This is a genomic window from Flavobacterium aquidurense, from assembly GCF_001404985.1.
In the GTDB taxonomy this organism is placed as follows: Bacteria; Bacteroidota; Bacteroidia; order Flavobacteriales; family Flavobacteriaceae; genus Flavobacterium; species Flavobacterium aquidurense_B.
In genome coordinates, this window is record NZ_JRLF01000009.1 from 133,976 (window position 1) to 147,926 (window position 13,951).

Below are 13,951 nucleotides of genomic sequence, written 5' to 3' on the forward strand. Positions count from 1 at the left end.
CTTTTTTCTATTTACAAATTATCAGATGCGTACCATTCTGCAAATGAAGATTCTGTTTCCTGAAGCTTAAGGGAGTAAAGAGAAATATCTTTTGGTAAACGTGCTATGATTCTATCTGCAAAATCAACCACCATGTTTTCGCTTGTTGGCTGATAATCTACTAGAATGACATGATGGCCACGATTTTTTAATTCATTTGCCAATTCGATATGTGGTGTGGTTTCATTAAAAACAGTCGCATGATCAAACTGATCGACGATTTCTTCTTTTACAATTTTCTTTAGATCCGAAAAATCAATTACCATTCCGAATTTCACATTCGATCGATCCGTTATTGGTGAACCAATAACCGTTACCGATAATTTATAACTGTGCCCGTGAACGTTTTTACATTTTCCGTCGTAACCGTATAAAGCATGTCCGGTTTCGAAACTAAATTGTTTTGTAATTCTGATATTACTCATCGATTTTAATTTTAGGTTGCAAATTTACAAATTAATAACCGTTTTTATCCCTTTTTTTAGCGCTGTTATACATCCAATATGCAATTACTATTAAAACTACAAAAGGAATAAACGATCCTATTAAAACCCCAATCTGATAACTGCCGTCAGGAGCAGTTTTAATTTTCTCTGAAACATCTACATGCTGGAATAATGAAATGATATACATTTTATTAAAATTTAAATTAACATACAGAAAATAAGCCTTTACAAAACCAGAAACTTTGCCAAAGTTATTGCACTGAAAAGCGAGACTGAAAACTGAGACTAAACTTACTTCTTAAACTGTGTTAAGGCATTTCTGGAAAAATCAGATAAAACCAATTTTCCTGTAATTGCTGCACGTTCAAGAAGAAGTGATTCCCAATACTCAGTTCCTTCCCAGATAATTTTCTTCATTTCAGATAGTGCTTCAGGATTGTACGAACTCAATTTTTGAGCAAAATTTGCAACCGCATTATCAAGATCCTGTGCAGTATGAATTTCAGAAAACAATTTATTTTGCAATGCCCATTCTGCCGATTTCCATTCGTGGGCTGCCAAAGTCATTTCGGCCATTGCGGCTTTTCCTATTTTACGTGAAACAGCAGGTTCAATCACAAACGGACCAATACCAATCGCTAATTCAGATAATTTTACAGCACTCTCCGGAATCGCCAAAACATAATCACAAGCTGATATGATCCCAACTCCTCCACCTACAGCTTTTCCCTGAACTCTGCCAATAATAAGCTTAGAACAATTGCGCATAGCATTTATCAAATGTGCAAAACCTGAGAAAAATTCTGTGCCTTGTTGCTCATTTTCAACTTGCAAAAGTTCATCAAAAGATGCACCGGAACAAAAAACTTTAGATCCTTCGCTTTGCAAAACAACAACCGAAATAGTTTCATTAAAGCTTAAAGCATTAATCTCTGCCGTTAACCTATCCAACAATTGTCTAGGAAAAGAATTACTAGCAGGATGACCAAATTGCACTGTAGCCACAGCATTATTAAAAGTAGTTTGTAAAGAACCGTTTTGATTTTCTGTACTCATAAAAATATATTTGATCGTAAAGTTACGGTTTTGCAAAATATTTTTGATCGAACGCGATTTGAAATTTGTTTTTTGAAAATTAATTGACTTTATTTGCTAACGCTTTGGGGGATTAGCTCATTTGGCTAGAGTACTTGCCTGGCAGGCAAGGGGTGACCGGTTCGAATCCGGTATTCTCCACAAATATTTACAAACAAATACCCAAACATATTTTTATGTTTGGGTATTTTCATTTATAACAAATTATGTTTTACACTTACATCCTATATTCAATTACAATTAATAAGTTTTATACCGGATCTTGTGAAAATATTGAACAACGATTGCAAGATCATCTAAACAGCAGAAGTAAGTTTACAAAAGTCGCTAAAGATTGGGAATTAAAATATTTTGAAACTTTTGTTACCCGAAGTGAAGCCTGCAAAAGAGAATTACAAATCAAAAAAATGAAAAGCAGAAAATACATCGAAACTTTAATACAAACAAAAAACTAGATTAACCCAATGCATTAGCAAGATGACGAATTCTGCCGAAGTTTCGGGACGGTATTCTCCACAAAAAAACCGTATTACTTAATTGGAATACGGCTTTTTTATTTTAAAAAGTTACTTTAATCTATCGTTCACTTGCGTTATTATTGTCAAAATCCGGCTCATCTTCATCCGGTTTTTTAAAATCATTATTTAATAAATCTGTCAGTTTCTTTTTCTCTTTCTGATTTCTTTTTGTTGTAAGTACAATTAAAACAATTGCGACTGCAACTACAATCCCTATTATTATCCAATTGATTTCCATAGTTTTAATTTTCAAATAAAAATAAAGCATTAATTCATTCAGCATATTATCAAAAGGTTAAGTGTTGATTTAAAAAAATAAGCACTTAATTGAATATAATAATATTATTTGCAGGATATTTCTTCATATAGATTTTATATTTTTGAATAAAGCCGTAAACTAGTAAAAGCAATAACGTAAATGATGAACCTGAAAAAACTACAAACCATCTGGAGAGTTCCGGTATACCTGCCTTATCTTCAGCCTGAGCTTACAGATGATATTTTGGAAAATGCAGAAAAGCAAATTGGTTTTAAATTGCCAAAAGAATTAGTAGAAATCCTGAAGACTCAAAATGGTGGATATATTCGGTATAAATTTCCGGAATTACCTCAAGAAATAATTAACGGAATTGGTCCTAACTTTCCGTCTTTAACTGATTTTGACTGGGAAGAATCGAAAGAATATGTGAGTTTTGAACTTGACGGACTTGTACCATTAGACGGAGATGGCCATTGGTATATTTGTTTAGATTACAGAGAAAACAAAGAAAACCCTAAAGTTTATTTCATTGACATTGAATGCGATAATCAGGAAAAAATTGCTGAATCGTTTAGAGAATATCTGGAACTTTTAGAACTGGACATAGAGAATGAATTGGTCATTGAGACAAATGATTCAATCGAAAATACAGCAAAACTGCTCGAAAATATTCTGGAGATTAAATTCTCAGAACCAGATTATTTCAATAGTGGATACGCTAATTATCAAAGCAAATACAAAAATAGCTGGCTATGGTTAACTCCTAACAAAGTTACTGCAGGTTTTGTGAGAGAAAACGATAAAAGATATGAGGAACTAAAAAATCAAATGAACAGTTTTTCTGTAATTCATCCTGAAATTGATGAAAACTATTTATTTCTTGCACTTTCTGAAGAAGATCTAAACGAGGAAATAATCAAGAAATTAAGAGAAAACAATATCAGGATAAATTTTCTAACAGAAGTAATTGAACAAAAATCAGAACTTACTGAACAATTAATTAAATGGCATGACTCAGACAAGCACACAAAAATAATTGAGAAAATTGAATCGCTTCCTGAATCTGAATTAGACTATGAATTAAAAAATCTATTAGGGCGCGCTTACAACAATAATTCAGAATATGAAAAAGCGATTAAAATTCTTTTAACTGAAAACGAAAATGGAAAAGAGGATATGTTATGGAATTTTCGGGTTGGTTATGCCTATTATCATAAAAATGAGAAAGACAAAGCGCTGCCATATTTTAAAACAAGTGCTTTGTTAGGATACGAAACAGCAAAAAATTATGAAAAATGGTGTATCGAAGAATTAAACCCAATTACGCCTGTAAACATTCCTAAATCAAATATGACGCTAAATAATATTGCCTGGGTTTTTTCGAAAAAATTCTATGACAATGCTGAAGAATTCAATCAGGAAGTTATCGAATATCAAAAAAGAATTTACAAAACCGATGAGAATTGGAAACCAAATGAAATTGTTTTTGATGTTCCGGAGCTTCAGATTGAGTACATGAGCTGGATAACAAAAACTGCTGACTTATTAGAAAATGAAACTTTAATTGATGAAGACAAAGACGTTTTCGACAAATATCCTAATGAAACAGAACATCAGGTCGAGATTTTAGCTAAAGTAAAAGCAGATAATCAAAAATACTTTACTGCATTAGAATTTTTGCTAAAAGCACATAATCAGCAGGCAAATAAAGAACTGGGAGATCATGTGTTTTTTGAAGGAACAGATGAGAATCCTCAAATTATTAACGAACTGCCAACTTGCTACATTGCTTGCGGAAGCTAGAAAACAAAACATATGAAACAAGAAATACTCCTTCAAATTCAGAAATTAGGAGGAAATATTAACAACATAAAAGGAAACTCATTACAGGAAGATTTAGAATCTATTGAATTCAAACATCCATTATATCCAGACGATTTTGCAGATGAATTGTATGGTGTTGACGAGTTTTACAAAAATAATCTGCCATTATATGTAGCCAGCAAAAAAGCATTTTATAATAATTTACTGGATCATTTTTTCTCTGATCATGAAATTCCATATGGTCAGGCTTTTTTCAGGAACTTTTTGTTTACACCATTCAAAAAAGGTTCAGAGGATTTTGATGAACTCGACGGACTTGTAGAAGAAAGTGAAATAAGGGAAGTTGTTACTGGCGGAGATTTAGAATTTATGTGTATTTGCTATTCCTACGGATTTCCGGATCAATATTTTATTTGTCTCACAGATCCTAATCCTGAAAATCCAACAGTTTACGGAACAGATCATGAAGTTTTTTTTCAGGAAATTGAAAACGAAGGAACTTTAGAAGACTTCTTTAAACGCTTTTTAACCAAAGATAAATTTTTAGAAATAGTCGAAAATTATATCGAGAATCTAAAAACAGATAAATAAATATGAAATCAATTTCTCAAAATAAATTGATCTTTTTTTTAAAGAAATATATTCTGGTTGGGTTACTTCTGTTTACAAGCACTTTTATAGAAATCTACTGGGCAGTGGGAAAATTTTCTAAAAATATTTCAAGCGGCTGTATGGATTGTAGTTTTATAGAAGAAGCTATTTTAATGTCTTTATTGACAACTTTTTTCCTAACCTTCTTATTTCTTGCACTTTCGTTAATAAAAAACTTATATTTAAAAAGGACAATCGAACTTATAATCTTAATTTTAGTTTGGCTCTTCTGGAACCATACCGTTTTTGTAGATCGCGAATCGTCCTGGAGCACATATACTTTTAAAGAAGAACTTTTTTATACATTTTCGAATTCGATTTTGCCGGTTTTGGTTGTATCAACTGTCACCATAATTGCTTTAAACTATATTTCAAAAAGCCATGAACCTAACTAAAAAACATATAACAATACTTAGAACTTACCTGATTCTCAGTTTGCTTCTGGCAATAAATTGTTTTTTGTATTATTTTAAACTTATTAGTTTGCGTGGTTATTATAGTGATGTTATTTTATTTTGGCTATGGTTTGCAACAAGCTTTTTGGTAATTGTTGTGTTCTGGAAAAAAATTATGGCAAAATTACTTTTGGCAGCAATAATAATATCCATAATACTAAGCATTTTACCCATGATGATGCCTTTTTATGCGTGGATTCTTTCGACTACATCATTAGGATTACTGATCGATAAAAATCTAAATGAAAGATATCGGGCACAAATTGTAAGTTATAGTGCAATGGCATCGCCGTGGCTTGAAGTAATAGAAAAAAATGGCGTGATCGAAAAAAGAATCTTTAAAAGTACTGATCGCGAACTTATGAATGATAATTTAGATGTGAAAATCCGAACAGCAAAAGATATCATTTTCAAAAGTGAAACAGATAGCACACTCACGCTCACACTTTTTTACGGAGGGCCAAACAAAACAATTACCTTCAACAAGAATACCGGAAACATCACTAAAATAGAACCCAATTAATGTAAGTAAAAACGAAAGACTATGACACTATTACTCCGTTGGTTATTAATACCCATAATCGCATTGATTGTATTACTGTTCTGGAAAGGCAGTCCAATTGTTATAAAATCGACATTATTAATTGTTCCTTTGGTTGTAATTGTTAGCTGGTTTGCACACGAAGGGGCATTTAGCGGAAGCGGCGGATTAGAACGATTGTATGGAATATTAACGATAATCGCATTTTTAGTTTGCTATGAAATTGGTTTATTATTCAACCGTTTTTATCTCGCTAAAAAAAGCCTGAATACGATGCAAGATGATGTATTGCTTACTATTGCGTTGATTCTCTTAATAGCATCGATCATCTATTTTTTAGTCCTGATTTCGAAATAAAACAAATAAAAACAAAACTAGTTACCAAAACCTAACCTTAAATCTACATCGTGTTTATGAACTTTAAAATACCAGTACTTCTTGGCGCTTCGTTTCTTTTACTTTTATCCTGCAATAAAAAAGAAGAAACTAAAAACAATGTTCATCCTGACAAAACTACAACAGCACAAAATGATGCTGAACAAGCCGAAGAAGCGCCCAGAAAAGAAAGTATAAATCTATTTACCCTTACTTATCGAGACAGCACAGATGTGGCTTTTGTATCTTTTTCAGACATTTATCATTTAAATGATACGGCAACAGACACGCTCGCTTTGCCCAATATTGAAAAAATGGAAAAGAGCGCTTCAAAATATTTCACCTTAGATAAAAAATACAGAAATCATTTTTTATCCCAAACAAATACATCCGAAACTGATTCTCTTTTTGTTTATGATTATGCAAAAAACAAACTGGCATCATTTGCAATAAAAAACCTGAAAACTGCCGCATGGATAAATGGTTATTCATCTGAAGAAGATTGGCCGTATCGCCGATACGATTATATGATTGGTTTTGAAATCAGCAAACAAAATTTAAACGGATTTGGTGATTATTATTCGAATGTGATCGTTTATGCGGGAAAAGAAAACCCGTTTGCAAAAGAACCATTAAAACCAATTGTCTGGAAAAAAATTGCGCGTAAAGAATATCCTTCTAAACCCATGAAAGCTGAAGATATCACTGCATTAAAAAACACAATTCCCGGCAACACTTATTCGTATACAACAGAAAGCCATCAGTATTTTTTACAAGATTATCTTGACAGCCATAAAATAATTTATACCAGACGCCTTTTAATAACTGATTCTAAAACCAAAGAAATCATAATCGATAAGGTTTACACCCAAAGCGAAGGCACCTCTCCTGCCCCACTCAATGGCGAAAATGGAGATAACTCATTTGATCAATATACAGGTAAACTATTTAATAATAAGCCTGAGGTTGTGTTTGGTTTTCAATACGAATCTTTTGGATGTCCGGCAATTTCAATAATCGACAAGTCAAACGAAGATATTTATATACAATGCGACAATCGCCATTAAATTCATATCTAAAAAAATTAGAACAATTAAAATATATCTTAAAATTAAAATGTTTATTAGAAAATAAATTCAAGATAAAACTTAAGTCTATTTATTTTTTCCTATATTTGTAGGAATGATTTTCTTTATCTACAATAAAGAATATACCTTTTAGAAAATATAAAACAAATTTTATAAAAGGTTTTAAACAGATCCTACTTTAAAATAAAAATACCCAAAAGCTTGACACTAAAACCGTAGTACTTGATTGTAATACGGTTTTTGATTTTATAAAAGACATTCTTTTGTAAGAAATGTTAATTAAATAATCTTGCTTTAATTATACAATCACAAGAAAGCAGCAATTTTCAAATTGCATTCTTCATAAGAAAAATTGTATTTTTACTTATCGCAAAACGACACAAAATTGTATCGTACACGAACAACTTGGTTTTTTACCAAAATCTATTTTGTAAAAGAATTTTAAATACCTTTGAACTATGAGCATAGCAACAAAACAAAATCATATAGGGCGAAAAATTAGCCGTATTCGTGAACTACGAGATATGAAACAAGAAGCTTTGGCACAAGCTTTGGGCATGAGTCAACAAACGATATCTGCCATTGAAAACAGCGAAACCATAGATGATGAAAAACTAATTGAAGTAGCAAAAGCACTTGGTGTAACAGCAGAAGCAATAAAAAGTTTTTCAGAAGAAAATATGATCACTTATTTTAATACTTTCAACGATAGCCCCGGAAACTTTGGAAAATTCGAGAGTGGCTCTATTTGTAACTTTAATCCGCTTGATAAAGTGGTTGAACTTTACGAACGTTTAGTACTTGCCGAAAAAGAAAAAGTCGAGTATTTAGAGAAATTATTGAAGGAAAAGTAAATATTTACATAAAATTAAAAAAGCCATTCTAAAAATTTTAGAGTGGCTTTTTTGATTTCTTATTAAATTCGTTTAATTATTCTTGACTATCAATTATTGAGTCTATAGCATTTTTTTTTACGAATTCAATACCATTCTCTCTAGCCGAAGTACTTTCATACATTTCACTTGACCCAATAATTTGACCATTTGAAGCTCTCAAATTAAAATAAGGTTTCCCATTTGAAGATTCTCTTCTATCAAATCTACTATCATCTTGCGAATTAGTTTTAACAGATTCTATTCCATTTGTACAAGCAGCTTTTGTAGTATAACCTTCACTTGAAAGAATAGTTTGACCATTATTAGCTTTTAAATTAAATTGAAATTCTCCGTTAGTTCTTCTTGTAATTACAAATTTTCCCATTTTATATAAGTAATATTATATTCAGTAAAGTTTTAGTTTCAAAGGTAATTATTCTACAGCTTTATATTTCCAAAAATCATCATAATGCTTTAAATCATCTATAACTTTATCTTCTTCTTTTATTAATGCCTCGGTTGTTTTAATTCCAGCTCTTTCCAAAGCTACAGATATCCTTTCTGTCAAATCTATAATATCATAACCTGTTTGTTTATGATAATCCTTTTGTAAAAAAGTCAGATTATTTGTGTAAGTATTATCACGGCCAACTAAAATTATATCCTCTTGAATATTTGCTAAAATTATTTCCCAGTTAATTTCATCTCCAAGAGAAAATTTATTAGAAGTAGGAGGATTTCCAATATTTTTTCTTTTTACTGCCTTACTCACAATATCATCTGTTGTATAGAGGACTTTATCTTTTTTTAATGATTCGTTTACAAATTCTTTGAAATAATTCGCAATTGGATCTTTTGTTGAATCTTTTAGAATTTCTGCGATACTTGAACTAACTATCTTTTGTTGTGCAACATAAAGCTTTTGTATTTTAATTAATTCATTAAACTCTTCCAAATTCTGAAGATATGAGCTAGAGAAATTTTCCAGTTTCGATTCTATTTGAAATCTTTGCTGTACACTTTTAATAACACCTTCTCTACTTCTTTCAAACTCTTGAATTATTTGATCAGTTAAGATAAAATGATCTATATTTTCAATTATAGTACTAAAAATATGCATTGAAGTACCATTAGAACGATAGAAATCTAAAAATATGTTAGTATCAATAAGTATCTTCATGTTTTTTATATTATTTTACAATAAATTAGATTCAAAAATAAAGAAAAATTCTTACAAAATAAATTAAATTATATTTTTTATATTAAATTAAAAACTAACAATATTGTTTTCAAGATAGTGTATGTTTGCAACTTCAGATTCAAAAAAAACAATTCTCCACACCCAAATCAAATACGTCTCATAAAAAATTAACGCCCCAAAACCGGAGGCTTTTTAGACCTGACATAAGTCAAATCTGGTTCATTATCCCACGAAATCACAAGACGATCTTTTGTTGCTTTTTTAATTATTCCTAAATATATTTTATTAGGAGAATGAACAAGAATTGTGTCATTGTTATAATTACAATCATAAACTTCGCCATTCCTGTCGTTTATAAAATAATTAGAATTGATTTCTATTTTATTAAAATCGACTTTTTTATCAGATTCCCATTTACCGTAAGAATCAGCAATATTTAAAGGTTCTTTTTTCTTTCCAAAAGTTAAATTAAACATTTCTCTTCTGGAAAATTCGTTTAATTTTTTGTTTTCTGTTTTACTGAAAAATGCTTTTTTATCATAGCTTTTTAGTAATTTATTATTATCAACTAAAATTGAAATTTTAAAATCTTTAGGAAAGCCAATTGATATATCGTTACCATGCAAAGGCAATACTACATATTGTTCATCTCCTTTATCTAGTATAATCGAGCGTATGATACTATATTTTTGTCGTAACAGCCATTCATCATTTACTTCCTTTACAATTTGTAGCGAATCTGATGGTTTAAAAACTGATCGATGTTCTTTTTCATCCTGATTAATAAATCTTTTGTAATTATCTATAAGAATTTTAATCTGCTGGTTTTTATACGTAGCAATTTCATTTTCAGAAAATTTAAAATTTATTAAAAGCGTTATTTTTTTATCGGTTTCGTTATTCAGATGCAAATATGAAAAACCATCCTCAAACGTTTCAGGTTCCTGTGGCTTTGAAGTTGCAACAAAAGAAAAACAAGAAAGAAGAAAAATCAATTTCAGAAAAACGGGCTGAACTTTATATAGGACAGATTGTTGCTTTAATAACCAAAACGAAACCAGAATACTTACCAAGGCCATATTATCTGAAAAATCTACAACACGATAAAGACCAAAGAAATTTACAAAAGCTTCTGAAAAAGGGCTTTTCCAAAATACAAAAAATAAAGCTACTGCGATATGAATTTCTTTGCTTCTTTTTGGAAAAAGTACTGTCCAAAAAAACGGAAAAGCAAGAAGTCCTGAAAAATCAGATAATTTTCCGGTGAGGTTATTATGAAAGACGGTTTTTAATATCAGGTCATTTAAAAAAAGAATAAATAACGAAACAAGAAAAACAGGATGCGCTAATCGATTTAACTTTTTTATCATATTGGACATTATTGATTAATGGATATCTAAAAACCAGCATAGTAAAAAAATCAAATATCACGCCAACTACATTATATTAAAGTTTAATTCTATTTACATCAACCAAAAACTTAGTTTCTTAGCAACTTAGAACCTTAGCGACTTTTAAAAACCTAGTTCAATAAATATCCAAACCTAATTGATCCATAAAAATAACCGGAATTTGTATTCGTCTCGGGATCTCTTAATTCTCTGCCTCGATAGATAAATGAATAAGACATATTGAAATTATTGTGTCTGTACTTTAAACCAAACTCGGCATTAAAACGAAGCGGTTCCAGATCAAAAGTTACCGGACTTGTATTGCTAAACATACTTCCCTGAATCGTTGCGTCGTAAAATTGGTAATTGACACTTGGCATTGCATAAAAGTAAAACTCCCTGATATTGTATTGTGGCTGCAAACTTATCGAAGCATCGTGCAAATTAGAATCATAAATAGGGAGTAATTTCTTAAAACCTATTCTGGTTAGAAATCCGGTAGAAATCCCGTCAAAAATAGTTCCCAGATTGGCTTCTGACTGAAAATGCAGGTCTATAAAATCATTATGTTTTGATGGAAACATTTTCTTCGAATACATTACACGCGCCTGAATGGCAAAAGCATTATGCAACTGATTTTCCCACCCAAAAACTTCTTTATAACCTATAATATGATGAAAACTTTCCTGAGTTTCTCTGCCCAAAGCATTCGGTCCCATGAAACCTAACTGAAAATTTGTTTTTAAGACAGATTCACTTTGGTAGAAAAAACTTCTTCCTGCTTGGGCAAAAAGATATCCTGTAAACGGACGATCATTTATATCGACAGCTGTTTCATTAATAAACCTTGGATTATAAATGTATTGCCCAATGCGGAATTCGGTTATTTTCTTGTTGATTTTTTCGTTGTTATTCTTCGATAAAAAACGGTAGAAAAGTTCTAAACCGTTTGTATAATACATATCATTTTTTGACGATGTATATAGATCATTATCAGAAATAAACCCAATTTCCGAGGTTTTTGCCTGTCCAAAAGCCAAAGCTGATCCCAATAGAAAAAGCGCAATAAAAGATTTTTTATTTCGCATTATAATTTATTTTTCCAACAGAACGCATTTCACGAACAATTCGTTGTTTTCTTCTGTTAATATAACTTGAAGAGCCTGTTGCTTTAAACTTTCTTGGGTTAGGTAATATGGCTGCAATTCCGGCTGCCTGCATGGCTGTTAAACTCGATGCATCGCGACGGTACCAATGTTCTGTTGCGGCATAAGCGCCGTAAACCCCATCTCCCATTTCGATACTATTTAAATAAACTTCCATAATACGTTCCTTACCCCAAATAAGCTCTATTAAAACCGTAAAATATGCTTCTAAACCTTTACGGAAATAGCTTTTTCCCTGCCATAAAAAGACATTTTTGGCAGTTTGTTGCGAGATTGTACTTCCACCACGAATTCGGCGTCCGCGTTCGTTGCTTTTATAGGCTTTTTGAAGTGCTTTAAAATCGAAACCATTATGTTTTAGAAAAGTTCCGTCTTCACTGGCGATTACCGCTTTTTGTAAATTCATCGAAATTTTCTCAATTGGCTCCCAATCGTGATCAAAATAAACTTCTTTACCATCTAATTTATTTTCTATGGCCCGAATGAGCATTAAAGGTGTAAAAGGCACCGGAATATATTTAAAGAATACAACTGATGCAATCGAGACTCCGAAGAACCATAAGCATAATTTTATAAAAAACCATTTTACTTTTTCGCCAAAAGAGCGATTGCCTTTTTTGGGTGCTGTTTTTGGTTTTGGTTTGTTTGCGGTTGTTTTTGGTGCCGGTTTTTTGGTTACTGCCATTATATTAAATCTGCTAATTCTGTTCCTATTAAACTCCCAATTGCTACTCCCATTCCGCCCAAACGCACTCCACAAAACACGTTTTCAGACAGTTGTGCAACAACAGGACTTTTACTATTTCCTATTCCCATAATACCACTCCATCGATGCGCTATCTGGAATTCCTGATTTGGTAAAATTACATTTTTAAGTAAATCCTCCAATTTATTTTGTACAATTTTCGTCTGTCCAAATTCAGTTGTCGTTTCGGCTTCAAAATCTAAATTTCTTCCTCCGCCCAGTAAAATTCTGTCACCTATATTTCTAAAATAATAATATCCGCGATCCAGATGAAAGGTGCCTCTAATATCTAAATTTTTAATAGGTTCTGTAATTAAAACCTGCGCTCTTGCGGGCTGGACTGCTCCTTTTGTTATTGCATTTGCAAAACCATTTGTGGCAAAAAGTATTTTATTAGATTTAAAACTAAAATCGTTCAACACTATTTCGACCTGATTTCCTAAGTCAGCATATGAAGTTACAGTTTGCTGGTTCAGGATTAAAATATTTTCAGACACGGCTTGTCGCATTAATTCCTGCATCATGTTTCCGGTATCGATCTGAGCTTCAAACGGATTAAAAATTAGATATTCCTGAATATTATCGAATCCAAATCGATCCACTTCTTTAGAAAAAACGTCGGCTTTAAAAAGTGGTTTCAAAACTTCATTGACAAAAGGCAATCTCGAAATACAATCATTAAATCCGGTTTCATCTTCTTTCAGGAATAATTCGTAACCGCCATGAGGTTTAAAATCTATTGCAGCATCTCCTAATCTTTTACGGAGTAATTGTAAACCCTTCCAACGTTTATCAATAAGAGTAACCACATCTTCTTCTGAATGTGTTTTGAGATCTTCCAGAATTTCAGAAAGACTTCCAAAACAAGCAAAACCAGCATTCTTTGTACTCGCGCCTTGAGGCAGCATTCCTTTTTCTAACACCAGGATTTTAGCCACAGGAAATCTTTCGCGTAAGCGCAATGCCGCATGCAAACCTACAATACCGCTGCCTACAATAGTATAATCAACATTTGTAAACCAATTTTTAAGTTCCCAATAACTTAATTCCATTTGTCAATTTTTTATAAAAATACTGATTTTTGTTTTACCATATAAGTGATATAAGTTCAATGGAGTATTTATTTTTTAGTCACAGATTAAAAATAATTTTAAAAGCTTTTTAATTTTCTGTCATTTAGAAAATAATCATTTTAATCTGCGCAATCTGTGACAAACTTTTATCATTTCGCTGAGATTAAATGTATTTATATCACTTATATGGTTTAAACAGTTTAATACTT

The 13,951-nt window shown here is 31.4% G+C and carries 18 protein-coding genes and 1 tRNA gene; 9 read left to right on the plus strand and 10 right to left on the minus strand.

All coding sequences use genetic code 11. The features are described from left to right. Window positions 1-11: 11 nt before the first annotated feature. From RC62_RS06605 to RC62_RS06610, 3 genes are all read right to left on the minus strand, one after another. A complete protein-coding gene (locus RC62_RS06605) occupies window positions 12-464 on the minus strand; it encodes a 6-pyruvoyl trahydropterin synthase family protein (protein WP_055093809.1) in 453 nt (150 codons plus the stop codon). 31 nt (window positions 465-495) lie between these two features. Then, window positions 496-672: a hypothetical protein gene (locus tag RC62_RS22980; RefSeq protein WP_167343848.1), complete on the minus strand. Its 177-nt coding sequence runs from the start codon at window positions 670-672 to the stop codon at window positions 496-498. Window positions 673-776: 104 nt separating this feature from the next. Continuing rightward, a complete protein-coding gene (locus RC62_RS06610) occupies window positions 777-1,541 on the minus strand; it encodes an enoyl-CoA hydratase/isomerase family protein (protein WP_055093811.1) in 765 nt (254 codons plus the stop codon). A 106-nt stretch (window positions 1,542-1,647) separates the two neighbouring features. Here RC62_RS06610 and RC62_RS06615 point away from each other — a divergent pair. Both RC62_RS06615 and RC62_RS06620 read left to right on the plus strand, forming a co-directional pair. Then, window positions 1,648-1,721, plus strand: a tRNA-Ala gene (locus RC62_RS06615). Window positions 1,722-1,786: 65 nt separating this feature from the next. Further along, on the plus strand, window positions 1,787-2,035 hold the full coding sequence (locus tag RC62_RS06620) for a GIY-YIG nuclease family protein (RefSeq protein ID WP_055093813.1): 249 nt from the start codon (window positions 1,787-1,789) through the stop codon (window positions 2,033-2,035). A 121-nt stretch (window positions 2,036-2,156) separates the two neighbouring features. Here the strand turns inward: RC62_RS06620 and RC62_RS06625 are convergent, their stop codons facing one another. Beyond that, window positions 2,157-2,336, minus strand: a complete 180-nt coding sequence (locus RC62_RS06625; protein ID WP_055094502.1) for a hypothetical protein — start codon at window positions 2,334-2,336, stop codon at window positions 2,157-2,159. A gap of 180 nt (window positions 2,337-2,516) precedes the next feature. On the opposite strand from RC62_RS06625, the gene RC62_RS22705 reads away from it, so the two are divergent. The 7 genes from RC62_RS22705 (at window position 2,517) to RC62_RS06660 (ending at window position 8,145) form a co-directional block, all read left to right on the plus strand. Continuing rightward, complete coding sequence (locus RC62_RS22705) at window positions 2,517-4,160, plus strand: SMI1/KNR4 family protein (protein ID WP_082421236.1); 1,644 nt, start codon at window positions 2,517-2,519, stop codon at window positions 4,158-4,160. Window positions 4,161-4,172: 12 nt separating this feature from the next. Continuing rightward, window positions 4,173-4,772, plus strand: coding sequence for a hypothetical protein (locus RC62_RS06635; RefSeq protein WP_055093815.1), 600 nt, complete (start codon window positions 4,173-4,175; stop codon window positions 4,770-4,772). Window positions 4,773-4,774: 2 nt separating this feature from the next. Then, a complete protein-coding gene (locus RC62_RS06640) occupies window positions 4,775-5,227 on the plus strand; it encodes a hypothetical protein (RefSeq protein ID WP_055093816.1) in 453 nt (150 codons plus the stop codon). 175 nt (window positions 5,228-5,402) lie between these two features. After that, window positions 5,403-5,810: a hypothetical protein gene (locus RC62_RS06645; protein ID WP_245176799.1), complete on the plus strand. Its 408-nt coding sequence runs from the start codon at window positions 5,403-5,405 to the stop codon at window positions 5,808-5,810. Window positions 5,811-5,831: 21 nt separating this feature from the next. Beyond that, window positions 5,832-6,185: a hypothetical protein gene (locus RC62_RS06650; RefSeq protein ID WP_157472393.1), complete on the plus strand. Its 354-nt coding sequence runs from the start codon at window positions 5,832-5,834 to the stop codon at window positions 6,183-6,185. A gap of 56 nt (window positions 6,186-6,241) precedes the next feature. Further along, window positions 6,242-7,270: a hypothetical protein gene (locus tag RC62_RS06655; RefSeq protein WP_055093824.1), complete on the plus strand. Its 1,029-nt coding sequence runs from the start codon at window positions 6,242-6,244 to the stop codon at window positions 7,268-7,270. Between the two features lie 479 nt (window positions 7,271-7,749). After that, window positions 7,750-8,145: a helix-turn-helix domain-containing protein gene (locus RC62_RS06660; RefSeq protein WP_055093826.1), complete on the plus strand. Its 396-nt coding sequence runs from the start codon at window positions 7,750-7,752 to the stop codon at window positions 8,143-8,145. Window positions 8,146-8,221: 76 nt separating this feature from the next. Here the strand turns inward: RC62_RS06660 and RC62_RS06665 are convergent, their stop codons facing one another. From RC62_RS06665 to RC62_RS06690, 6 genes are all read right to left on the minus strand, one after another. Beyond that, complete coding sequence (locus tag RC62_RS06665; RefSeq protein WP_055093828.1) at window positions 8,222-8,551, minus strand: YegP family protein; 330 nt, start codon at window positions 8,549-8,551, stop codon at window positions 8,222-8,224. Between the two features lie 48 nt (window positions 8,552-8,599). Continuing rightward, window positions 8,600-9,346, minus strand: a complete 747-nt coding sequence (locus RC62_RS06670; RefSeq protein ID WP_055093829.1) for a PIN domain-containing protein — start codon at window positions 9,344-9,346, stop codon at window positions 8,600-8,602. 188 nt (window positions 9,347-9,534) lie between these two features. Further along, window positions 9,535-10,737, minus strand: a complete 1,203-nt coding sequence (locus RC62_RS06675) for a hypothetical protein (RefSeq protein ID WP_055093831.1) — start codon at window positions 10,735-10,737, stop codon at window positions 9,535-9,537. 152 nt (window positions 10,738-10,889) lie between these two features. Then, entirely contained in the window at window positions 10,890-11,846 is a 957-nt protein-coding gene (locus RC62_RS06680) for a lipid A deacylase LpxR family protein (RefSeq protein WP_055093833.1), read from the minus strand. Continuing rightward, entirely contained in the window at window positions 11,836-12,609 is a 774-nt protein-coding gene (gene mtgA, locus RC62_RS06685; protein WP_055093835.1) for a monofunctional biosynthetic peptidoglycan transglycosylase, read from the minus strand. The genes RC62_RS06680 and mtgA overlap by 11 nt, the downstream gene beginning before the upstream one ends. Next, window positions 12,609-13,721, minus strand: a complete 1,113-nt coding sequence (locus RC62_RS06690) for an NAD(P)/FAD-dependent oxidoreductase (RefSeq protein WP_055093837.1) — start codon at window positions 13,719-13,721, stop codon at window positions 12,609-12,611. Before RC62_RS06690 ends, mtgA begins: the two co-directional genes overlap by 1 nt. Between the last annotated feature and the right edge of the window lie 230 nt (window positions 13,722-13,951).